At 47.2% G+C, this 23,107-nt stretch carries 22 protein-coding genes; 12 read left to right on the top strand and 10 right to left on the bottom strand.

Annotated features, from left to right (window positions below; genetic code table 11):
- Positions 1–60 precede the first annotated feature (60 nt).
- Together rpoZ and gmk are read right to left on the bottom strand one after the other, a co-directional pair.
- Positions 61–330: a DNA-directed RNA polymerase subunit omega gene (gene rpoZ / locus Q5L94_RS06465; protein WP_011235607.1), complete on the bottom strand. Its 270-nt coding sequence runs from the start codon at positions 328–330 to the stop codon at positions 61–63.
- A 68-nt stretch (positions 331–398) separates the two neighbouring features.
- Positions 399–1,031 carry a guanylate kinase gene (gmk, locus tag Q5L94_RS06470; protein ID WP_317497631.1) on the bottom strand — a complete coding sequence of 211 codons (633 nt, stop codon included), beginning with the start codon at positions 1,029–1,031 and terminating at the stop codon, positions 399–401.
- A 76-nt stretch (positions 1,032–1,107) separates the two neighbouring features.
- Between gmk and Q5L94_RS06475 the strand changes: the two genes are divergently transcribed.
- Positions 1,108–2,355 (top strand): CynX/NimT family MFS transporter, encoded by a 1,248-nt coding sequence (locus Q5L94_RS06475; RefSeq protein ID WP_317497632.1) that lies wholly within the window; start codon positions 1,108–1,110, stop codon positions 2,353–2,355.
- Here the strand turns inward: Q5L94_RS06475 and Q5L94_RS06480 are convergent.
- Positions 2,339–2,929 carry a TetR/AcrR family transcriptional regulator gene (locus Q5L94_RS06480; RefSeq protein WP_317497633.1) on the bottom strand — a complete coding sequence of 197 codons (591 nt, stop codon included), beginning with the start codon at positions 2,927–2,929 and terminating at the stop codon, positions 2,339–2,341. The two genes, Q5L94_RS06475 and Q5L94_RS06480, sit on opposite strands and share 17 nt — an antisense overlap.
- Before the next feature lie 148 nt (positions 2,930–3,077).
- Here Q5L94_RS06480 and pyp point away from each other — a divergent pair, with 148 nt between their 5' ends.
- Positions 3,078–3,455, top strand: coding sequence for a photoactive yellow protein (gene pyp, locus Q5L94_RS06485; RefSeq protein WP_317497634.1), 378 nt, complete (start codon positions 3,078–3,080; stop codon positions 3,453–3,455).
- 1 nt (position 3,456) lies between these two features.
- Positions 3,457–4,725 (top strand): AMP-binding protein, encoded by a 1,269-nt coding sequence (locus tag Q5L94_RS06490; protein WP_317497635.1) that lies wholly within the window; start codon positions 3,457–3,459, stop codon positions 4,723–4,725.
- On the opposite strand, the gene Q5L94_RS06495 is transcribed toward Q5L94_RS06490, so the two are convergent.
- Positions 4,722–5,888: a PAS domain-containing protein gene (locus Q5L94_RS06495; RefSeq protein WP_317497636.1), complete on the bottom strand. Its 1,167-nt coding sequence runs from the start codon at positions 5,886–5,888 to the stop codon at positions 4,722–4,724. The genes Q5L94_RS06490 and Q5L94_RS06495 overlap by 4 nt on opposite strands.
- A 152-nt stretch (positions 5,889–6,040) precedes the next feature.
- Here Q5L94_RS06495 and Q5L94_RS06500 point away from each other — a divergent pair, with 152 nt between their 5' ends.
- Both Q5L94_RS06500 and Q5L94_RS06505 read left to right on the top strand, forming a co-directional pair.
- Entirely contained in the window at positions 6,041–8,083 is a 2,043-nt protein-coding gene (locus tag Q5L94_RS06500; protein WP_317497637.1) for a BCCT family transporter, read from the top strand.
- 111 nt (positions 8,084–8,194) lie between these two features.
- Positions 8,195–9,085: a MaoC family dehydratase gene (locus Q5L94_RS06505; RefSeq protein ID WP_317497638.1), complete on the top strand. Its 891-nt coding sequence runs from the start codon at positions 8,195–8,197 to the stop codon at positions 9,083–9,085.
- 14 nt (positions 9,086–9,099) lie between these two features.
- On the opposite strand, the gene Q5L94_RS06510 is transcribed toward Q5L94_RS06505, so the two are convergent.
- From Q5L94_RS06510 to Q5L94_RS06520, 3 genes are all read right to left on the bottom strand, one after another.
- The gene (locus Q5L94_RS06510; protein ID WP_317497639.1) at positions 9,100–10,374 is read right to left on the bottom strand and encodes a metal-dependent hydrolase family protein; all 1,275 of its coding nucleotides are present in this window, start codon (positions 10,372–10,374) and stop codon (positions 9,100–9,102) included.
- 94 nt (positions 10,375–10,468) lie between these two features.
- Positions 10,469–10,921: an Rrf2 family transcriptional regulator gene (locus Q5L94_RS06515; RefSeq protein WP_317497640.1), complete on the bottom strand. Its 453-nt coding sequence runs from the start codon at positions 10,919–10,921 to the stop codon at positions 10,469–10,471.
- Positions 10,922–10,939: 18 nt separating this feature from the next.
- Positions 10,940–11,881 carry an META domain-containing protein gene (locus Q5L94_RS06520; RefSeq protein ID WP_317497641.1) on the bottom strand — a complete coding sequence of 314 codons (942 nt, stop codon included), beginning with the start codon at positions 11,879–11,881 and terminating at the stop codon, positions 10,940–10,942.
- A 229-nt stretch (positions 11,882–12,110) separates the two neighbouring features.
- On the opposite strand from Q5L94_RS06520, the gene Q5L94_RS06525 reads away from it, so the two are divergent.
- The gene (locus Q5L94_RS06525) at positions 12,111–14,240 is read left to right on the top strand and encodes a TonB-dependent receptor family protein (RefSeq protein WP_317497642.1); all 2,130 of its coding nucleotides are present in this window, start codon (positions 12,111–12,113) and stop codon (positions 14,238–14,240) included.
- A gap of 64 nt (positions 14,241–14,304) precedes the next feature.
- Here the strand turns inward: Q5L94_RS06525 and Q5L94_RS06530 are convergent, their stop codons facing one another.
- Entirely contained in the window at positions 14,305–15,252 is a 948-nt protein-coding gene (locus Q5L94_RS06530) for an alpha-L-glutamate ligase (RefSeq protein WP_317497643.1), read from the bottom strand.
- Positions 15,253–15,261: 9 nt separating this feature from the next.
- Positions 15,262–16,485: an APC family permease gene (locus tag Q5L94_RS06535; RefSeq protein WP_317497644.1), complete on the bottom strand. Its 1,224-nt coding sequence runs from the start codon at positions 16,483–16,485 to the stop codon at positions 15,262–15,264.
- An 88-nt stretch (positions 16,486–16,573) separates the two neighbouring features.
- On the opposite strand from Q5L94_RS06535, the gene Q5L94_RS06540 reads away from it, so the two are divergent.
- The 3 genes from Q5L94_RS06540 to Q5L94_RS06550 are packed head-to-tail and all read left to right on the top strand — an operon-like array spanning position 16,574 to position 19,567.
- A complete protein-coding gene (locus Q5L94_RS06540) occupies positions 16,574–17,938 on the top strand; it encodes an SLC13 family permease (protein ID WP_317497645.1) in 1,365 nt (454 codons plus the stop codon).
- Positions 17,939–17,998: 60 nt separating this feature from the next.
- The gene (locus Q5L94_RS06545) at positions 17,999–18,337 is read left to right on the top strand and encodes a zinc ribbon domain-containing protein YjdM (protein WP_317497646.1); all 339 of its coding nucleotides are present in this window, start codon (positions 17,999–18,001) and stop codon (positions 18,335–18,337) included.
- A 21-nt stretch (positions 18,338–18,358) separates the two neighbouring features.
- Positions 18,359–19,567, top strand: coding sequence for an ectonucleotide pyrophosphatase/phosphodiesterase (locus Q5L94_RS06550; RefSeq protein ID WP_317497647.1), 1,209 nt, complete (start codon positions 18,359–18,361; stop codon positions 19,565–19,567).
- Here Q5L94_RS06550 and Q5L94_RS06555 read toward each other — a convergent pair.
- Complete coding sequence (locus tag Q5L94_RS06555) at positions 19,564–20,058, bottom strand: DUF4199 domain-containing protein (protein ID WP_317497648.1); 495 nt, start codon at positions 20,056–20,058, stop codon at positions 19,564–19,566. The genes Q5L94_RS06550 and Q5L94_RS06555 overlap by 4 nt on opposite strands.
- Before the next feature lie 103 nt (positions 20,059–20,161).
- On the opposite strand from Q5L94_RS06555, the gene pgsB reads away from it, so the two are divergent.
- The 3 genes from pgsB to pgsW are packed head-to-tail and all read left to right on the top strand — an operon-like array spanning position 20,162 to position 23,105.
- Positions 20,162–21,367, top strand: a complete 1,206-nt coding sequence (gene pgsB, locus Q5L94_RS06560; RefSeq protein ID WP_317497649.1) for a poly-gamma-glutamate synthase PgsB — start codon at positions 20,162–20,164, stop codon at positions 21,365–21,367.
- Positions 21,364–21,939, top strand: a complete 576-nt coding sequence (gene pgsC, locus Q5L94_RS06565) for a poly-gamma-glutamate biosynthesis protein PgsC (protein WP_317497650.1) — start codon at positions 21,364–21,366, stop codon at positions 21,937–21,939. The genes pgsB and pgsC overlap by 4 nt, the downstream gene beginning before the upstream one ends.
- 14 nt (positions 21,940–21,953) lie before the next feature.
- The gene (gene pgsW / locus Q5L94_RS06570) at positions 21,954–23,105 is read left to right on the top strand and encodes a poly-gamma-glutamate system protein (protein WP_317497651.1); all 1,152 of its coding nucleotides are present in this window, start codon (positions 21,954–21,956) and stop codon (positions 23,103–23,105) included.
- Positions 23,106–23,107: the final 2 nt, after the last annotated feature.

The raw sequence follows: 23,107 nt of genomic DNA on the forward strand, positions 1-23,107 counted from the left end.
AGAATAAGGGGATTTGACGGAATTGCCAACGGCATTGATGCCGTTGGCGAACAGAAACTTTTATTCAATACCGCGCAGCGCATCTACCGCACGCAGTTCTTCAGCATCTTGCTGCTTTTGAGCCGCCTGATCTTCAATATCAAGGCGTTCGTTGTCGATAAGGCCTTGCTCTATTTCACGCAAAGCAATAACAGTTGGTTTTTCGTTTTTTGTTTCTACTAATGGCTCTTTACCATTGGCCAACTGACGCGCGCGGCGTGAGGCTAACAAAATCAAATCAAAACGGTTACCAACACGGTCTACAGCATCTTCTACAGTTACGCGAGCCATTGTTTACTCCCAATAAAGCGTGAGTCGTATTTTTCGAAAGGCTAAGAATTATACGGAATTAAGGCCTATTATCCAAGCAATTCCTTCAATACGCTTGAATATCTTATTTGCTGATGCGGCATTTTTTGTCGCTGAGCTAAAACGATATGCTCCAGCGATGCCAGGCTGTTGTCAAAATCATCATTTACCAATAGGTAGTCAAACTCATGATAATGCGACATTTCTGCCTGAGCTTTTGCCATGCGCTCGGCAATAACTTCGTCGGAATCCTGTCCGCGAAAACGCAAACGTTCCTCCAGAATTTCCAGGCTGGGCGGAACAATAAAAACCGAACGCACTTCCGGGTGATGCTCACGAACTTGCTGAGCGCCCTGCCAGTCAATATCCAGGAAGACGTCTTTGCCTTTTGCTAACAAAGACTCTACGACTTTGCGGGAGGTACCATAGTAATTACCAAACACACACGCCCACTCGTAAAACTCACCGGCATCAATACGTTGTTCAAATTCTTCAGTACTGAGGAAGTGGTAATGGACACCCTGAACTTCTCCCGGGCGCGGAGCACGCGTGGTGGATGACACAGACACCTGCATGGACTGATCAGGATGCTTTTCCAACAAAGCCCGAATCAGGCTCGACTTCCCTGCGCCACTAGGGGCCGCAATGATAAACAAATTCCCTAACACCGGAGACGCGGTCATAACGGGTTCTCTTTTTAAGAAACGGACGATCACTGTTGGCGCGAAATAATAACACGGTTTCACACCGCGATGAAAATTGAGTAAAGTATGGCTTTTAAGGACTCGTGGTATTACTTTGCAGACTCAATCGGCGCCTGTCGCCAAACCGTCTAAATTCTCCCTACTGTTCGGCTTGCTCGTACTGGTATTACTGGGGCTTAATCTGCGCCCTTTGCTGACATCCGTAGGGCCACTGACCGATGAGCTACAAACCATTACAGGTCTGTCTTTCAGTCAGGTATCGCTGTTAACCACATTACCCATTCTAATGATTGGTTTAATGGCCTTATTTGCCGGACGGGTGACAACCGCTCTGGGCTACAGACAAGGTATTGGACTGGGCTTACTGATTCTTTGCGCAGGCTTTACCGCACGCCTGTTTGAGCCGACCAGCACCAGCATGATCACCAGTGCTTTAGTCGGCGGCGTTGGCATTGCGTTACTGCATATCGTTATTCCGGAGCTGACCAAACAACAGTATTTGAATCGTTTAGGTATGGTCACTGGCCTTTGGTCTGCAGCGCTCATGGGCGGCGCGGCACTAGGTGCTGTCGCTACTCCATGGGCGGCAAACTTATTACCAGAACGCTTTCAGGCATTAGGCAGCTGGTCTCTTTTAGCGGCGATAGTGCTGATTATTTGGTACTTACCATTTAACCGCACACCGGTTGCCAGCATTCCTCCCCGGCACCTATTACTGCGGGCTCACCGTTATCCCAGGGCTTGGCTTCTAGGTATTTATTTCGCCCTGGTGAATGCCGGTTATGCCGGATTTATTGCGTGGATAGCGCCATTTTATGGTGAATTCGGTTGGCCGGCACAAAAAGCAGGGAATTTACTGGCGCTGTTTTCTCTGGTTCAGGTTATCGGCGCCCTGCTGCTGCCGGCTTTATCACGCACACAAGACCGACGGTTATGGCTAACAATCGCAGTACTTATTCAAATGACAGGCTTTGCGGGGTTAAGCTGGTTTCCGACCGAAGCTCCGTGGCTGTGGTCGGCACTTTGCGGCTTTGGCTTAGGTGGTGCCTTCCCGCTATGCATTGTCATGGCGTTGGACCATATCGATAACCCTGTGCAGGCAGGGCGTCTGGTTTCTTTTATGCAGGGTATTGGCTTTATGTTTGCCAGCCTGATGCCGCTGTTAACCGGATGGTTCAGAGACGTTTCCGGTAATTACAGTTTAGGCTGGCAGTTACATATTATTGTCGGCATTCTTATTGTGCTGATAACCAGGCAGTTTAATCCAAGCAGTTACCGAGACTTGTTTAACTTGCGGGAATAATTCTCGCAATTATATCATCGGCTAAACTTTCCAGCTGCTGCCGGGGAACTTCTCTCCGAGCCATAGTGCGCAAACCGATAATATTGGTTTGTAACAATAACCCGAGCCGTTCTGGAGACTGCGAAACACCGATTTCCCCACGCTGCTGTGCCTGCTGAAATGCTTCTGTAAACAGCTGTTCAAATTTATCAAGATAACTTTGCGCCGGCTCGCTGAAGGCTTTGTCTTCAGGTGTAAATTCCAGCAAGGTTTTTACCAGCATACAGGCCTGAGTTGGTGCACAGGTCGCTGTCATTACCGCAATGTTACGAAGGTACAAACTTATTCCCTGCAGCACCGAAGATTTTTGCGCTAAGGTTTGCTTAAACTCTTCCTCTGCCAGAGAGGAGTATTTTTCAAGGGTCTCTTTAAACAAGGTTTCTTTATTGCCAAATGCAGCATAAATGCTTCCTGGCCTCATATCCATTTCTTCCTCTATGTCCTTCATAGAGGTTGCGTGGTATCCCTTGCGCCAGAATAGCTTCAGCGCATTATTGAGCGCTGTTTCCCGATGAAATTTAGGCGTCCTGGGCATTGTTTTTATCCTTAATTATTTACCTGAGAGCAAGTATAGACCTGCTTGCTTTTAATTTCACTTTAAGAAGTGTTAAGAGAACATGATCTAAATGCCTCGGGGTCCACTACTAATCTATATATTTCATATCGAACTTAGAGGTAACACAATGGAAATTGTTCAATTTGGTTCTGATGATATCGAAAACACCTTAGCTAAAATGTCGGACGACAAGTTAAACGACATTGCCTTTGGTGCCATTCAGTTAGACGCCAGCGGTAAAATCATTCAATACAATGCCGCCGAGGGCGACATTACCGGTCGCGACCCGGGCGCTGTCGTTGGCAAAAACTTCTTTAACGAAGTTGCACCGTGCACCAACAGCCCAGAGTTTAAAGGACGCTTCGACGAAGGCGTTAAAAGCGGCAATTTAAACACCATGTTTGAATATGTTTTTGACTACGAAATGCAACCGACCAAAGTTAAAGTTCATATGAAGCAAGCCTTAACCGGCGACACCTACTGGGTATTCGTTAAGCGACTATAAAGTGACAGACTCACTTCAGCAGCACCTTGTTGTTACTGTCATCGGCGATATTATCGCCGATGAACTTGCGCGGATGCGTCCGGCTGAAAGTGAGCACTGGAAACGTCGTCAATGGCATGACGACGACACCTTAGTAGCAAAACACAAGTCAACCAAAGACAGTGGCGAAGACGAAGTTGCTGTTGATTCGCTGGAACGGCTTGCATTAGCTGGCCGGGTAGTTCAGTTCTTTCATATGGGCGACAGTGGAGTAGAAGATTACCTTCTGCGCCGCAACACTCTGTCCGAGTGGGCTGAAGTTATTCTGAAATCGAGGCAAGTTCACACCCAAAACTTAACAGTTACCACTTCCGGCAGCACCGGCCAACCCAAAGCCTGCGAGCACTCATGGAGTGCGTTAGTCGAGGAAGTGAAGGACTTTGTGCGCATTTTTGAAAACGATTATGAGTTATCTCCAGCTCGTGTTGTCGCTTTAGTGCCCAGCCACCATATTTATGGCTTTCTGTTTACAGTATTGTTGCCTCATCTTATTGATGCCCCGGTGCTGCGAGGCTTTAAAGCTTATAGCCATGTTCGCAACGGCGGCTTACGTGCCGGCGATGTTGTTGTCGGTTTCCCTGAGTTGCTCACTCAATTATCATCAGAGATGCTGCCACTACCGCCCGGAGTACTTTTTATTAGCTCTGCCGGAGCGTGCCCTGCCAGCACCTTCCACCAGTTATATTCTATAGGCGCAGCTCGCGTTGTCGAAATTTACGGCAGTTCCGAGACTGCAGGTATCGGTTACCGAAGTAAACCAGAAAGCAATTACCGTTTGTTATCCCGCTGGCGCAGGAATACTGAAAACTCTCAGCAGCTAATTGATAGACAAACAAAGGGTATTTTCGAAATACCCGATAATACCCAGTGGCACGCAGAGTGTGAGTTTCACGTTGCCGGACGAGTCGACAAGGCGGTCTCAGTACGTGGAATCAATGTGTTCCCGAATCATATTGCTAAATATCTGCGTCAACATCCGGCAATTGCTGATGCGACAGTGCGTCCGATGAGGCCCGACGAAGGCCATGGGCTCAAAGCCTTTGTTGTATTGCACGAGAGTCTTAGCGAAACGATAACCGAACAAAGTGTTCAGACCTGGTTAAGCAGCAACCTCTCCACTGCGGAAATACCTGAACGCATTAACTTTGGGAACCAGCTACCCAGAAACTCTATGGGTAAGGCGCAAGACTGGAACCTCGATAACTCGCCAACCGGTAAACCATTAAGTTAACTCAACGCCCGTAGCAACACATCGTCAAACCTCGAGTCGGTTATCTGTGCACGTTCTAACGCTATTTTATGCTCAATTTCGTGCTGCTCTAACAATTGTCGGGTGGCCTGTAAGCAATTCTTATTTTGCTCTGCCGACAGCGTTGACATGAGTACAACGATAATTCCGTTTCCCAAACAGCCTGGGGTATCGTAATCCTGAATGTTCTGGCGGACAATTTTGCTAACGGATTTTAAGGTTTCTGCGTTGCTCGCAACGCGCACGAGCATCACGTAATACTGATGCTCGGAGTGAGCCTGATATAAGCTAAAACGTCGCTGCAGAGACTGCAACATAAGCCGGCGATTATAAAACCCGGTGTGTTCGTCATTACCACCGGTTTCCCTGAGCTTGAGCTCCAGCTCTTTATAATCGGTAATATCCTGCGTAGTACCAAAAATAATTCCATGCCCTGCTTCGTCAATACGATAAATTCCCGATTGCCGTAACCACCGAATTTCACCGTCACCCAACATAATACGATGTTCGACATCTCTCGCCCCAGACTGCTTAACGGCATTAGTTGCGCCGGTTACGGCTTGCCTGTCTTCAGGGTGAGTTCTTTCTAAAGTCAGAGCTAAGGATGGGGTAACTTTGGCTTTCTCCAGCCCGTGTAAATGGTACATGGTATCGGACCACTGCGACTGCCCGGTCTCTAAATCGAGCTGCCAATGGCCTAGCCCGGCAACGCGTTCAGCAAGCATTAGATTTCGCTGGTTCTCTTCAACTTTCAGCTCCAGCATCTTCCTCTCAGTAATGTCCAGCATTTGTCCATTCCAGAGTGTGCTGCCGTCGGCCTGTTGACTGGTCACTGCGTGCCCGTATATCCAGCTTACCCGGCCATTTTTAATCACCCGGTATTCTTTCACCCACAAATATTGATAGCGGGCAGAATTGTGCATACTGCTCAATACAGATTGTAAGTCGTCGGGGTGAATAATTTCACTCAGCAATGTCACGTCATTTGCCAGTGACTCAGCCGAACACCCAAAAATAGCTTCAACGCCCTGACTGACATAATTAAATTTCAATTGCCCGTCCGGTGAGCGTTCAAGCTGGTATAGCGCACCCGGCACCGAGTTTGCTAAATGTTCAAGATTAACCAAGCTTTTTTCAAAATCCATAAACTGCAAAATAACTCTTTATCAACAACCATCACAGTCATAATATTAACTTACCGACTGGGAACTAAACAGCAAATAAATGAAAGTGACCCATTACAAATCTTTTTTAGTAGTCTATATATAAATAAATCATAATAAAAACAGGAGTTTTTATGTCAGCCGATAAGCAGAAATGGCATTCTGCAATTTTACTGCCAGTATTCCTTCCTGCGGTTATCGTTATAGCCTTACTGGTTATAGGCACGTTAAGTGCGCCGGAAAAAGCCGGCGAACTGTTTGACTGGACCCTTGCTGGCATTACCGATAATTTCGGTTGGTTTTATATGTTAGCAGTCGCACTTTTTCTCATTTTTATTATTGGTGTGGCCGTCTCAAGTTGGGGCAAAATTAAATTAGGGCCCGATCATTGCGAACCGGAGTACAGTTTTACTTCCTGGTTCGCCATGTTATTTTCCGCCGGATACGGTATTGCCCTGCTGTTCTTTGGTGTATCCGAGCCCATACTGCATTACGCCGAACCACCCGCAGGCGCAGCAGAAACCGTGAGTTCAGCTAAGCAGGCCATGCAAATCGCCTATTTCCATTGGGGCTTTCATATCTGGGCAATATACGGCTTAGTTGGCTTAGTACTGGCTTACTTTTCGTTTCGCCACGGCTTACCACTTTCTATGCGTTCAACGCTTTACCCGCTTATTGGCGACAGAATCAACGGCCCTATTGGACATACAGTCGACACTTTCGCCATCCTCGGCACCATGTTTGGTATTGCGACGACCCTTGGCCTTTCGGTTATTCAAATTAATGCCGGCCTCAATTACTTATGGGAAGACATTCCTGTTGGAACAACGGTTCAGGTTATCGCTATTGGAATCATCACACTAGCAGCCATAGCATCAGTTGTTGCTGGCATGGACAAAGGTATTAAGCGACTGTCCTTGATTAACATTACCTTAGTCATATTCCTGCTGTTGTTTGTTTTCGCGGTTGGGCCGACTATCCATATCCTGGAAACTTTCTTGCAAAATACCGGCGCCTACATAAGTGGCATTGTGGAGCGTACCTTTAATTTACAGGCCTATGAGCGCAGTGACTGGATTGGTAACTGGACACTATTTATCTTCGGCTGGACGATAGCCTGGGCACCTTTTGTCGGGCTGTTTATTGCCAAAATTAGCCGCGGCCGTACCATACGCCAGTTTGTTTTTGGCGTTATGCTGGTGCCAACCATATTCACTTTCTTCTGGTTTGCCGTGTTCGGTGATACAGCATTGAATATGATCATGAACGAAGGTTACACAACCTTAATTTCGGAAGTTCAGGATAACCAGGCGGTAGCGCTGTTTAAACTCTACGAAAACCTGCCTATGACCAGTGTCCTAAGCTTCCTGACAGTACTATTAATTATCACCTTCTTTGTAACGTCATCGGATTCTGGCTCACTGGTTATTGATTCATTGTCCTCTGGCGGCATGATGGAAACACCCGTCTGGCAACGTGTTTTCTGGGCGAGTACTGAAGGCATTGTTGCATCCGTTTTGCTCGTAGCGGGAGGGTTAGGCGCTCTGCAAACCGCCGCTATCACCAGTGCATTACCCTTTGCTGTCATTATTTTAATATCGGCGGCAGGCATGTGGCGCGCACTTATAATTGAAGGACATCAGTCTAATAGTCTTCAAAGTCACCGCCACTCTCACCGCCGGGGAGTCAATGAAGGCGCCGATTACTGGAAAAAACGTCTGGCTGGTCTAGTCGACTTTCCAAATAAAGAGTCGGTGCTGGAATTTATTAACGGACCAGCTACAGAAAGCATGAAAAAAGTCCGGGACGAGTTAAAAGATCAGGACTGGCCGGCGGAATTCCGAGCTGACGAAGACCATAACCGCATTATTCTTAGCGTTGAGCGAAAAGGTGACTTAGAGTTTGCTTACGAAATTCGCTTAAAAGACTACCTGCTACCAGAGTACGCTTTAACCAACGATGAAGGCAGAGAAATTTACTATCGAGCTGAAGTATTTCTCAGACAAGGTGGGCAGTCTTATAATTTATATGGTTATGAGCAGACTGATATCATCAACGATGTCATTAATCAGTTTGAAAACTATTTGCACTTTCGTCATCACAGCCCTGGTGTTCTCCCATGGGACTTGGAAAAACATGACGAAGACCTCAATGAAAACCTTGAGTCGCAGAAATAAAAAAGCGTAAAGAAGCCGCTCTTCGGAGCGGCTTTTTAGTGGTCGGACTGTTGATAGCAGGAGACATGTGAGAGAATAGCCATATTGTCAGTATGGAGTTTAACTATCACTATGGAACGTGTTGATACAAGCCCGCAAAAGCTAAGCCCGATGCCCAGCATGTTATTGCGCTCTCTGTTGACGTTACAACGCAGCGATGAATCAGCAGCAGAATCTGAAACTTTGCTCAAAGAGTACTCAATTCCTGCGCCAACAGCTAAGCATTTGAGCCGTTATCAACAGTCATTCGGTGGTTTCGTCAGTGACGTCCCTCTGGCCATGCTGTACTGCATCGCGCAAAGAGCTCATTTATCGCAAATGCTCGATGACAGCTTTCCCTGGCCTGCGCCTGGTTTAGTTCATGTCAGCAATAAAATTGAGCGTCATCAGGTCATTTCTGCGCAAGCGCCTTTTCAGCTGGTATCCAGAGTAAAAGTACCTAAGCGCGGCCCTGATGTTTCTCCGCGTCGCCTGCGCCCCCAGTTCGTGGTTGAGTTCTGGCAAAATAATGAGAAAGTGGCAACTTGCTCCAGCGTTTATCAGGTAATGAGCGGACAAAATACTGGAACAACGAAAAAATCGATGCCTCCGATAAAAACATTTGAGCCGGAAGCTGGCTGGGAAAATCTCAGTCACTGGCAATTAGGCAGTGGCATGGGCCGACGCTATGCACGCATTTCCGGCGACTTTAACCCAATTCACTTGCATCCACTGGTCTCACGCTGGTTTGGCTTTGAAAAACCAATTATTCACGGCATGTATATGATGGCAAGAGCTCAGGCTGAGCTCGAGCAGCGTCAGCAAAAACCAGTAACTTATATCGACGTTACCTTTAAGCGCCCCGTTATTCTTCCCGCACGGGTGCAACTATGGGCATCAAAGCAAGATGATAAAACCAAATACGAAGTGCGCAGTGCTGATCACAGCTCACTGAAGCTGGAAGGGTCAGTTCGTTTCGACTAACCCTTCCTGGTGCCTTACTGATGCTTATACACCTTGCCGTCTTTCATCACGAAGCTCACACTTTGTAATACCGTGATGTCTTCCAGCGGATTTCCTTTTACAGCGACAATATCGGCCAATTTACCTTCTTCAAGATGCCCAATATTGTCATTCTTAAGTATTTTCGCTGCCGTTTTAGTCGCTGACTGAATTGCCTCAGCTTCTGATACACCGGCCTCTACCATGTACTGGAATTCAAGCGCATTATCACCATGCGCTGAAACACCACTATCGGTGCCAAAAGCGAAATTCACTCCAGCTTTGTACGCTTTTACAAAAGTATTCTGAATTTTAGGTCCTATGGCACGGGCTTTGGGTCTGACCACATCCGGAAAATAGCCGTCGATCTCAGCTTTCTCCGCAACAAACTTACCTGCCAGAATTGTCGGAACCAAATAAGTACCATGTTCTTTCATAGCGGCAATGACTTCGTCATCCATGTAAGTGCCATGTTCCACCGAGGTGATACCCGCTTTTACAGCACGTAACATACCGGCTTTGCCGTGAGCATGGGCTGCAACGTGAAAATTATAATCGCTGGCAATATCCACCAGAGCTTTTAATTCATCTTCGGTAAACTGTGGGTTATCACCGCTGCTGGCCATACTTAAAACACCACCGGTCGCGGTTATTTTGATGAAGTCAGCCCCATCTTTATAATGCTGGCGTACTGCCTCGCGGGCACCCGCCGCACTATTAATGACACCGTCTTTTGGCGTGGGACGCCCCATAAGTTCTTCTTTCCAACCATTAGTAGGGTCAGCATGCCCCCCTGTCGTTGCCAGCGACTTGCCCGCAGAGTAAATTCTGGGACCATCAACGACACCGGAGTTGACGGCATCGCGCAGAGCAATAGTCACGTTGTGGGAGTCACCCGGGTTTCTTACGGTGGTAAAGCCGGCATGCAAAGTTTTCATCCCATAATGTTGAGCCGTTAAAGCGAGATCGGCCGGATTTTCAGTAAACTGTTTTATGTATGAGTTCGGCCCCGACTGACCGTCAAGGTGTACGTGTAAGTCAATAAGACCAGGCAAACAGGTATGAGAGCTTAAGTCTGTAACTGACGAAGCACCACCAGGGCTGTTCACTCTTATAGCGGTGATTTTATTATCCGTGACTTCAATATACCGCTCTCCGGCCAGACGGCCACTTTCACTATCAAAAACGTTTCCGCAATGCAGCCATTCATCGGCTTGAGCAGAATGCCCGGCTAAGGCAACAGTCAATCCGATAGCTATCTTTTTCAACATGGTTTCCCCTTATATTCATTCTAGTTATTGTTCTTCTTTGATACTCCGAACCCTACCCAAATGCAACGATAGCGGCTGACATTGAGACCAAAAGTCAGTCTTTGTCGATAGTTACCGGAATAGCGGCCCCCCAAAACTCTCGAATTTGTGCATCATTACTCACTAATGACGCAAGAGTGTAGCCTGACAGAGAATTGTAGAAAGTTTCTTTCCCTTGGTTAATTACATTTTTCAGCTCACAAACAGGGAAAATAGCACACTCGGGTTTATGGCAGTCGACCCAGTACTCATCACCCTCCAGCCGGCGTATGACTCTATCCAGCCGAATATCGGCCGGTTCAACCGCTAACAGGAAACCACCGTTTTTACCACGACGCGTTTCAATTAGACCTTCTTTGCCCAATTGATGGACGACCTTATTTAAATGATTGCGGGGAACATTGAATATGCCGCTCAGCTCATCAATAGTGGCAAGCTTCGTATCCTCTTTTGCGGCAAGATACATAAGAACCCGCAGGCCGTAATCTGTGTACTTTTTCAATTGCATGCTGGCGCCCTTTTACCTTTATTCGCTCTGCTGCTTAAATGTCATTTGACGGCCCCCGCGAGTGCTCAGTATCAAGCGTCCTTTATCATCAATGTTCACTTGATAAACTCGCTCCAGAGCACTTCTGAACTCTTGCGAGAGTTCGTTAGCCTCGCCACTGCATGCCATTTTCGTGCTTCCGGTAATACGAATTTGAGCAAGTTCGCCACCCATGTTGTAGTTCCCGAAATAACGATTACAACCATTAAAACCGACAAGCTGGCTGTCTTTTAAAAACTGAATGGTTGCTGGCCTAGAGTTAATCGCATGCCCTTCAAACTTGGAGAGCTCCCAGGTAGCCCCCTGGAGCAACCATTCACTGTCACCACCGCAGCCAGAGTACATACGATCAGATTCCTGCAAATCGACCTGATAAGGATATAAACGCCCACTCATCGAATCCCGACATAGCCTGTCAATAACAATAAGATGTTTATCGCTCGTCGACTCAATACGCCATTCATAAGGTTGTTCAGAAACAACCTGCGCTGCGGCTAAGTCAATAATTGCTTCGCTTTCAGGAGTCGTCAGCGCCATATGCTGTGGATTTACCGCCGCTTGCCAGAAAGGTTCATTGCCCCTCGCCGTAAAGTGTTTAGGTAAAGTGCCTTGCTCGACACAAAGCGGCATTTCCTGGCCGCGCCAGATAATATCGGCTTCATTACCTTTACTCCAAAACTGTGTTAACGGCTCTTTATTATTTGAGTAACGGGCTCCAGAACCACTAACGGTCTGCAGTAAATCCTCCTGCTGTGACCCATAACTTAACAGCACACCTTGATCTTTTGGCAGTACGCTAAGTTCACTTGCACCACACTGATAATATGTCGGCACTTGCTCTTCCGAAGTTAACAGAGTGCAACCTGACAGCAGCATTACAACGAGAACAGAGACACTTCCTTTCATATGTATCGCAAGCATTCTTGCCATCCTTATATTTTTTACCATTAAGTTAGAATTCTATAGATCGCACGGGTAATTGCATTAATTCTTCCAAGTCTTTTTCAAATCTTCCGGAGGAACACCAGAGTAAAGAGCTGGATCAAAAATCTTAAAAAGATTATTGCGAATCATTCTTATTTTAATTACTATTCCCATCGAATTTAATTAATCTAAAATAACTTTTCAAAAAAGGTGAAGTGAATACGTTATGAAAAAGACGATCTTAGCCAGCACCATACTGACCGCTCTCGCAGCTCCCGCTATGGCCAATAACGCTAGCGGCGATACTGATATCGAGCAAATCAAAATTATTGGCAGTAAAACAGACGCCCGCAATGTTGCCGGCTCCAGCGCCGTTATTGACGAAGAACAGATGCGTATTGAGGTGCCGAGCGATATCAACCAGTTAATGAAAACCATCCCGGGTGTTTATGTTCGTGAAGAGGACGGCCAGGGTCTGCGCCCTAACATCGGCATTCGTGCTGCTTCAGCCGGACGTGTCAGCAAGGTCACACTGATGGAAGACGGCGTCATGATAGCACCGGCTCCCTATTCAAACCCGGCCGCCTACTACTTCCCGACTACGTTCCGTATGTCATCGGTTGAAGTGTTAAAAGGTGCGCCTTTGCTACGTTACGGCCCACAAACAACCGGCGGCGTTTTAAACCTGGTGACAACACCTATTCCGGAAGACTTTGGTGGCCAGGTTCTGACTCAGTTTGGTGAGAACAGCAGCCGTGATATTCACGCTCATGTGGGCGGCACTGAAGGTCCATGGGGCTTTTTATTAGAAACAGTGCAACGCAGCAGCGACGGTTTCAAAGAAATTGATCGAAGCAGTCGCGATGCCGGTTTTGATATTGAAGACTACGTTGCAAAACTGCAGTGGACTGGCGAGCGCCAGAGCCTGTTGGCCAAAGTTCAATATTCAGAAGAAATCTCAAATGAAACCTATCTTGGCCTGACTGACACCGATTTTGCTGAAAATGAAAATCGTCGTTATGGACTTTCTGAAATTGATCAGATGGATAACTCGCACAAGGGCTACAGCTTAAACTATGTATTTGAAGCCACTGATAATCTGACTTTAAATATTTTAGGCTACTACAACGACTATGCCCGTAACTGGTTCAAACTGGATGGCGGCAATGCATACGTCAGTGCGGCTAACAACGGTGACGCCGAGGCATTAGCTATTTTGCGAGGCACTCAGGACGAAGCCGGGTTAAACTACAAAAACAACAACCGTGCTTATGAATCTAAAGGCATTGAAGCCAATGCTCAGTTTGCTTTAGGGGCTCATGACCTGGAAGTGGGTGTTCGCGATCACAGCGACGAGATGGATCGTTTCCAGCCAGTTGAAATTTATGATCAGGTTAACGGTAGCCTCGTTTACCAAGGCGAAATTATGCCTACCGGCGGTAATAACCGTCTAGAAGGCGCAGACGCAATCAGTTTCTGGTTAACGGATCAATGGCAGGCAACCGAGAATCTGAACGTACACTTAGCGCTGCGTTATGAAGACGTAGAGTCTTACCGTAACCAGTTTGCGGATACAGCACGCGAACAGTTGGACAGCGCGCGTTCAAACGACAGCAACGAATGGTTGCCGGGCGTATCCTTCACGTATGACGTGAACGAAAACTGGCAGGTACTGGCTGGTGCACATAAAGGCTTTTCTCCTTTAGGCGGCGGTGCGAAAAGCTTCCAGGAGCCAGAAACCAGTAATAACTACGAAGCCGGTGTTCGTTTTAACCAAGGTTCATTCTTTGCAGAAGCCATTGGTTTCTATAGCGACTTTAGCGACACCACACAACAATGTTCAATTGCTAACCCATGTGACAACGGCGCTGAATCAGGCAACTACGTATTGGGTGAATCAGTCGTTCGCGGTTTGGAATTCCAGGCGAGCAATACCTTTGAAGCAGGAAGTTTCTTAATACCTATTGATGTTACTTACACCTATACCAAGGGTGAAATTAGCGAAGACAACCTCGATAACCTTGACGGCGACGAGTTAGCTGACATTCCACAAAACATGTTCAGTATGCGTATTGCGCTCGATAACCAGCAAGGATGGGTAAATTATGTTGTCGCCAAATACGCTGACGAAATGTGCGTCAGCACCGGCTGTAACCGAAGCAACAGCCGCTTTGACAAAACGGAGTCTGTTTTTGTCACCGACTTTGTCAGCCGCTACGAAATGAACAACAACATGGCGGTTTATTTCAAAGTTGAGAACCTGTTCGATCAGCAGAAGATTATTGCTCGTTCACCACATGGTGCACGTCCGAACAAACCTCAAACCGCTTCTTTCGGTGTGGAATACACTTTCTAAAAATTAATCCCTCCCTGGATTTGTTATGGCCCCATTTTTATGGGGCCATTTTTTTTGAGTCACCTTATTGGGCTAAGCTAATCAGGTAATCCGCTAACGCGCCCATGCCTGTTTTCTTAACACCCGCTTCACGCTCCGCACTTTGATTATAATTGGTGTTGGTGTTCACATCGTAAACGTACAACTCGCCTTTTTCGTCCTCAATAAATTCAATGCCGGCCACATCGATATCATTGGCTTTCAAAAAGGCTTCCAGCGCAAAAATAATTTCATGGTCATTAAAACGCTGCGTAATAGTGAATTTATTGGGTTGATTTCCATCAGCAGACGCTTCAGTGGTTGGGCAAAATGCATCATCCACGCTGCACACATCGGCAGGGCATAACTCAAAGCCTTGCTCAGTATTAACGTTAACCGCGTAAACAAATTTCTGCCCGACAAACTCACTGCGGGTAATATGCGGCTGCTTTGGCTGAATGTATTCCTGTAACAGCCAGATACCGTCTAACGGCTCTTCATAATCGTCGCTGTTTAGGTAGTTCTCCAAGCCAGCGACATCATCAAACTTCATGACGCCTAAACCTTTACCTCCACGATTAGGCTTTAAAATCAGTGGCCACTCAGCAAACTTCTCAGCGGCCTCTGTCAGCAGATTTTTCCCCACCACAGCTTGTGTTTTAGGTACATTAAGCCCCGCTTTTTGCAGCGCCGCATATTGCGACAGCTTACACACTTCCAGCGCCAGCACCCGGGTGCCATTAACCACGGTTCTATTACTATTTTCCAACCAGGTTAACGCCATGCGAGTCAGTTCCGGTGCAAACCGATGGCCCCGCGTGTGCGAGGAAGCACTCATACGGTTGTAATAAACCGCATCTTCCGGAAGCTCGGAAAAAGGTATAACTCCCTTATCCAGAAACCATTCTTTGGCTTCTACGCCGCGCTTTTCAAACTCTGCTCTTAGCGGCACCAGCCACTCTTCATTCTCGTGCAGAATAACAATATCTCGCATGGTTACCTCTTAGCGTCTCAGCTGATGTATCAGCAGAACTACGACAATAAAAATAAGCCCTGACAACAACACTTGCCAGGGAACAAAAACGGCCAACCCAAGGCAGCTGACTAAACCTAGTATGGATACCCACTTGGGTAAAAAACGATCACTTTTTGCAACTTTCAGCGCCGCTAAATTCGTGATGCCATAATACACTAAAACCGTAAAGGCGCTGAACGACCATGCGGTCTTTATATCACCAATTGCGACCAGCACCAGCATGACAATAGAAGTTAGCCAGGTTGCCGGGGGCGCCGATGTTTGCTGGTCGTTTAAGTTAGCAAAGCGCATCGGCAAATCGGCCCTGCGCCCCATGGCCAAAACCACCCGCGATACGCCCAAAATTAAGTTCAGGATAACTCCGCCCATAGCAGCCACCGCGCCAAGGGTTACCAACCATTGTATTGGTCCGCTCGGCAGCAAACGTGCCAGGGAGAAATGCTCCGCCTGAAAGTCCGCTATGCTGGGAAAGTGCAATAGAGCGCTACCAACCCCTAAATACAGAAGCGTCACAACCGCCAGAGTTAAAACAACGGCCAGAGGAATAACCCGGCGCGGGTTTTGTACTTCTTCACCCATGGTGGCAATACGTCCGTAGCCTGTGTAGGCAACAAAAAGCAGAGCTGCCGCCTGCAAAACGTGCCACCATTCTACCGAAGCCCGCTCAACAACAAGGGAAGTTTGTTGATGTCCGTTAATAATGAAAGCCAACAGAGCCACGATGCTCACCGTAACAATGACTGCATTAACCCGGTTTGTGCGCTTAACGCCACCCAATACTAATAACGTAAATAGTACCAACACCGCAGCCGCTATCCATTGTGCAAAATATGACGGTATTGCCGAGGTGTTCGTCACATACCAACCTACCGCCAGCGCGGCTGTTGCCGCTGATGCACTTTTTGCTACTACAAATAAACTGCCGGCCGTTACGCCATAAGCCGGAGTCAGGAACCGATAGCCGTATTCATAGGTTCCGCCGCTTACTGAGTGTGCTGAAGCTAACTGAGCCGAAGACAAGCCATTACATAAGGCCGTTACCGCCGCAATAAGAATTGCCCATACAACAGCGCCACCGGCAATGTCGGCACCAATACCGACACTAACGAAAGCGCCCGTGCCTAAAATGGAACCCAGCCCTAAAACAATAGCGCCCGCCAGCGAGGTAGAACGCGCAAGTTGTTGATTCATAGACTGCCTTTTATTCTTTCGTTGGTGATTCAGCCACTTCTCTATTATCTTACAGGGTAAAAGATGAAAAGGATGTGACAACCGCTTAATGAAACATTTAGCACTGGGCCCAATAACCGCCCTTATTGTATTACTCACAACACAGCTGGCAAACATGCCGTTACCCGCCGCGCTAACCTTGAGCACTGTGGTCTGGGTGGCCTGGTGGTGGGTAACCGAATGCATTCCTTTACCTGTCACCTCGTTACTGCCTTTTGTATTGCTTCCAACGTTTGGGGTTATCGACACACAAACCGCCGCAGGCGCTTTAGGTGACAACATCATTTTGTTGTTTATGGGGGCGTTCATGCTGGCCAAAGCCGTTGAAGCCAGCGGTGTTCATAAACGCATGGCTCTGTCTTTGATTGCCAGAATTGGTGCAGACAATGGTCGCAAAGTAGTTATTTCCTTCATGGCTGCAACCGCTTTTCTCTCTATGTGGATATCGAACACCGCCGGTGTGCTGGCACTTTTACCCGTTGCATTGGCACTTGCCGATGCCAGTGACGACAAGGACTTTCAACGAGCTCTGCTGTTGGGTTTGGCCTATGCCGGGTCGCTAGGCGGCGTCGCGACTTTAGTAGGAACACCACCGAATCTGATTTTCGCATCTATTTACCAAAATATTACCGGCGCGGAATTCAGTTTTACCCGGTGGCTGGGCATTGGTTTACCCATGGTTCTGCTAGGCTTACCTATTATCGCACTTTGGCTAACGCGTAACGTCAAACTGTCAAAGCCACTTGAGTTGCCAACCACCAGTGAAATGACAACTTACGAAAAACGCGTATTGATAGTATTCGGTATTGTTGTCTTTTTATGGATAACACGTACCGCTCCCTTTGGCGGCTGGACTGGCGTACTTGGTACTGGCAGCCTCAATGACGCGACCGTCGCTCTGGCCGGAGTTGTCGCTATGTTCGTTATCTCATCCGGGAATGCTAAAAACGAAAAATTGTTAAACTGGCCGTTGGCGAGAGATATTCCCTGGGGCATTTTGCTACTGTTTGCCGGTGGTATCTGCTTAGCCCGCGGCGTTATGGAAAGTGGGCTTGGCGAACTTATTGGTCAGTCTCTCACTGCGTTAGACGCCCTGCCATTGTGGTTACTGATTTTTGTTTTGAGCCTGACCGTATCCTTCGTTACAGAAGTAACCTCCAATACAGCAACGGCTACCTTACTTATGCCCATTCTGGCAGCCACGGCAACGGCACTTGAGTTACCTATCGAGTTACTCATGATACCTGCGGTTATTGCCTGCAGTTGTGCCTTTTGCATGCCGGTCGCCACACCGCCAAACTCTATTGTTTTTGCGTCTAATCGAGTCACTATAAAAGCCATGGCAAAAGAAGGTTTGGTACTGAATATTTTGCTGGCCATTGTCACAACGCTAGTGGTACTAATTTTTGTCTAGTGCACCAACAGCTCTGACAGGCTATAATCGCCTGCTTTCATCTCCTCAAAAGGATCTGACATGAGCGATTTTCCAGCCTGTCCTGAGTGCAACTCAAGTTTCACCTACCACGATGGCACCTTATTAATTTGTCCTGAATGCGGACACGAATGGTCTGAAAACGAGCCAGAAGTAGCTGACGATGCACCAACTTATCGCGATGCCAATGGTGCGCCACTGGAAGACGGCGATACTGTCACTGTCATTAAGGATCTTAAAATTAAAGGTTCATCTTCGGTGGTTAAAGTCGGTACCAAAGTTAAAAATATCCGCTTAATTGATGGTGACCATGACATCGACTGTAAAATTGACGGTATTGGTGCAATGAAACTGAAATCTGAATTTGTTAAAAAGGTCTAAAGTCGGATACCGGAAATTACTATGAGAACGCTTTTAGCTGTCTGCCTTGTTCTTTTTTCGTCATTTACTTTCGGAAAAAGTAATGAGCAAACTGTGGTACTTATCTCAATTGATGGCTTTCGCCACGATTATATTGAAAAACATAATGCCAAAAACATTGCAGAATTAGCTAAAAGCGGCGTGCGCAGTAAAGGACTTATTCCTGTTTATCCGTCAAAGACGTTCCCAAATCACCTGTCTATTATCACCGGCCGTTATCCTACTCATCACGGCCTGGTCGATAATAACTTTTACGATACCGAGCGCCAGCAAAAATACAGCATGGGCGATGGCTTAAAGGACAGTAGCTGGATAACCGCTTTGCCATTGTGGAACCTTGCCGAATTTCAGGGCGTAAAAGCAGCGACTTTTTTCTGGCCTGAGTCCGATGCGCGAATTAATGGCCGGACACCCAGTTATTTTTATCATTACAGCCACCCGGTTCCTAACCGCCAGAGAGTTGAGCAAATCATCGACTGGTTAAAGTTACCGGAGAAAGCTCGTCCACGCCTTGTTACCGGCTATTTTTCTGTCGTTGACACCATGGGGCACCGTTTTGGCCCGGACGCTAAACAAGTGAAAGGGGCAGTTCAGCACGTTGATAAGCTTATTGGCAAGTTATGGCAGCGAATGCAAACGGAAGTGGATGCGCCGGTTAACCTGGTTCTGGTTTCTGATCACGGCATGGCACCCATTAAAGCCGATAAGATGATTGACGTTAGTGAGCTGACTATTGATGAAGAGCTGTTTAACGTTGTGAATGCACAAACTCGACTGCTCATTTACGCAAATGAGGGAACTTCGGACGAGCAAGTAGACTCACTCCGACAGCGCCTGAACCAAATGGCTGATGGTCCCTTTTATACTGAGTCGGAAGAAGCGTTGGCTCAGCGACACTTCGTGAATAGCCCACGGGTGCCTTCCATCGTGTTAGCGACAGATGCCCCTGTCACTTTCGCTACACGCCCGCGAGAGCAATGGTCAGACGGCGGCACCCACGGGTATTACGGCACCCGCGATATGGACGGCCTGTTTGTTGCAGCCGGAACCGGCTTCAATAGTAACCAGCAAGTTGAGCGGTTTGAGAACATTCATATTTACCCAATGCTGGCAGAGTTACTCAATTTAGAGCTGCTCACCGACATTGATGGCCGGGCTGACGTGCTCCGGCCAATCTTAAAAACGAATTAATGATCATCAAGTTGCGGTGTTTTTATAAATACCGCAACTAATGCGGCCGTAATGGTGCCGATAACAAGAGCAAAGAGCATCGACTGAATAATATAGCTACCTAAAGTAAAGTAAATCTCCGCTTGCTCAGCATCCATTCCACCTTCACTGACAGCAAAATTGCTAATATTTTCAAAATAATTGGGTGAAATAATAACGTGCGTTATCCACTGACTAACGGGCGTTAAAATCGCCACTATAATGGCTACAATCAGGCCACTGATAAACCCCTGCATCCAGGTCATTGATCCATTAAGATCTTTTTCTCGCTTTTCTCGAAGTGCTAATACAAAAATGGCGATAGCAATAAGCGCAAAGAAGTTCGAGTAAGTTGAATGGTAAGCAATGTAATTGTCATGAAGACCAACCAGCCTTGCTATTAATACCCACAACATACTCACTACAATAAAAATAATGCCCCATTTTATTTCTGTTGTTCGTGTTTTAAGCATCCTGAATTGCCCTTTTGTAAAGATCCCTAAAAACAATAGCACTATTAAGGGGGACTCTGTAATGATAGTCCCGTTTTAAACGAATTATTTCAGGAGGATTCCCGTGGAAATACCCAGCATGCTCGCTATTGTAGCTGCACTGTGGGTTGTTCTGGTTATAGCCGGCGTTTTTGAGGCCGTTCGCCATTGGGCACTTGTCCGTAAAATTCCCGTTCGAGTTCATGTAAATGGTACCCGGGGAAAAACCAGCGTTACCCGATTAATTGCGGCAGGGTTACGCAGCGGTGGCAAACGTATCTGTGCTAAAACAACTGGTTCTGCAGCAGCTATTACTGACCCGGATGGTCGCGAATTTCCTATTTACCGAATAAGCGGTGCGAATATTATTGAGCAAATGCGTACGCTCAAAAGAATGGCAGCGTTAAAGCCTGAAATTGTGGTTATGGAATGTATGGCCCTGCAGCCACAGTACCAGTCTTTGAGTGAATTGCGAATGGTTCGCTCAACCGTTGGCGTTATTACCAATGCCCGTGCCGACCATTTAGATGTTATGGGCCCGGGTGAAAACGACGTAGCCTTAGCTCTGGCAGGCAGCACCCCCGTTAAAGGTGACTTATTCACCGCCGAACGCGACTTACTCGATGTATTTAAACATTCATGTAATGACCGTAAAAGTGAACTGCATGGTGTAACCGAAGAAGAAGTTAACGCCATTACCGACGACACCATGAAGCGTTTCCGTTACGCAGAGCACGCCGAAAATGTTGCTTTAGCTCTGAATGTCTGTGAGCACCTTGGCGTTGAACGGGAGAAAGCGTTGGGCGGCATGGTTGCATTAGAGCCAGAAGCCGGAGCCATGCAGGTTCTTCACGTTAACTACTTCAAACGCGAAATTATATTCGTTAACGCCTTTGCAGCCAATGACCCTGAGTCTACAGGCCGCATTTGGGAAAATATGCTGGAGAAACACGGCGAAGACCGCCGTAAGATTGTTTTGATCAACTGCCGGGCAGACCGTCCGCACCGCTCTCAGCAAATGGCCGAAGACGCCGTTAATTGGAGTCAGGCAGATAAGTATCTGCTGATGGGGTCAGGTACATTTATCTTTGTTCGGAATGCCGTCAAATACGGCCTCGACCCAGAAAAATTATTAGTCATGGAAAATGCTCATATGACCGAAATTACTGAAACAATTTTAGAAGAGTCCGGCAGCAGCGCATTAGTTGTCGGCATGTGTAATATTCACGGTGGTGGCGAAGAAGTTGCTCGTTTCTTCCAGAACCGAGCAATTAAGGAGGAAGATCTATGATTGCATTAAACATTCTTGCCGTCGCCATTGGGGTTGGTCTATTTTTCACCTTATTACTGACTCAAACCTTGGGCTTGGCCGCTGGCGGCTTGGTTGTCCCTGGTTATGTTGCGTTACAGCTGACTGACCCTCTAAGCTTGGCTATCACGCTTGTTGCTGCGCTAATCACCTATCTCATTGTCAGAATTATTGCCAGCTTCGCTATTATCTATGGCCGTCGCCAAACCATTATTATGATTCTTACTGGGTATCTCATTGCCGGCTTGATGGATTTATTCCTTGGCAACCTCGTTAATTGGGTAGATTTGCAAATGATTGCAGGCGGCGATGATGCTCAGGCTCAAATAGCCACGCTTGAGTCGAGCTTTATGATGTCAATTATGGAAAGCAGCATCATTGGTTACATTATTCCCGGGCTTATTGCCATTTGGTTTGACCGGCAAGGTGTACTGCAAACTTTGTGTGGACTTGCGGTCACAGCGGTACTGGTCCGTCTGGCCCTTATCATTATTATGCCGGAATCATTACAAATGTACGAAGCAAGCCAAGCATTTCAGATGCCAGGCTGGTAACAGGAGGACGAATCATGAGTAGTTTTACAAAGATTTATTGGCGTTCGTCAGGCGTACCAACCTGGGGACTTCTTTTTCTTATCGTGCTGTCAGTTATCGTTATGGTTGCAGCAGAAAATGTTAAGCAGCGTGACCCCGTTGTTGATGACAATTACGCCACCATGGTCAATGCGTCAAAAATAATGCGCGAAGGTATGCAGGTACTTAAACCACTGCGCGCGCAACTGGCGCCAATTAACCCGGAATTCGATCCCCAACGTTCTGGCCTGGTTGGCTTAGAAAACAGCATTGTAACCACTAACCATGGTGGGCGTGAATCGAAGCAAACAACAGTTAATCCTAACTGGGCTGCAGTTGCGGTTAAGTTAATGGCGGATGCTGGTGTGCAAGAAGGAGACTTGGTTGCAGTTACAGTATCAGGCTCATTCCCGGCACTGAACCTCGCTGTGTACTCAGCCATTGAAGCTATGGGGGCTGAAGCAGTAATTATCGCATCTGCGTCATCGTCACAATGGGGTGGAAACGTGCCTAATTTCCTGTGGCTTGATATGGAACGCGAGCTTCGCGAAGCCGGCGTACTCAGTTCAAAACCCGTTTACGCTTCTATCGGAGGTATTGAGGATCGGGGTATCGGTATTGCAGAAGAAGGTATTACCTCAATACGAAATACCATAAAAAGAGCAGACATCAATTTTATTGACCCTGCCAGCTATCAGGAAGCCGTTGCTGATCGTATTGCAATATTTCGTGAATATTCAACTGACCGTCAATACAAAGCCTTCATTAACGTCGGTGGTGGCGCGACTATCGTTGGACCTCCGGGAATTGACGATATGTTTAAATCTGGGCTTCAAGAGGATGCTCCGGCTCGCGCCTTCGCAGTAGATACCGTAATGGGTTACTTCTTACAAGAAGACATTCCTGGTATCCACTTCATTGGTATTAAAGATATGGCCACGCGATACGGCCTTCCGTTAATGCCACAACAAGTCGTGCCAGTTGGCAATGGCGGTATTTATTCAGCAACAATTTATAACCGCTGGTTAGCACTTGGTTTAGGCCTTGGCCTATTCGCTATGACCTGGCTTATCGTTCGCTCTGCGCGCATTACCAGCTTGTGGCGCCGAACAGGCGAAAGTGGTAAGAGCACAAAACCGATGGTTTAATA

It is taken from the genome of Idiomarina sp. Sol25 (assembly GCF_033052775.1).
In the GTDB taxonomy this organism is placed as follows: Bacteria; Pseudomonadota; Gammaproteobacteria; order Enterobacterales; family Alteromonadaceae; genus Idiomarina.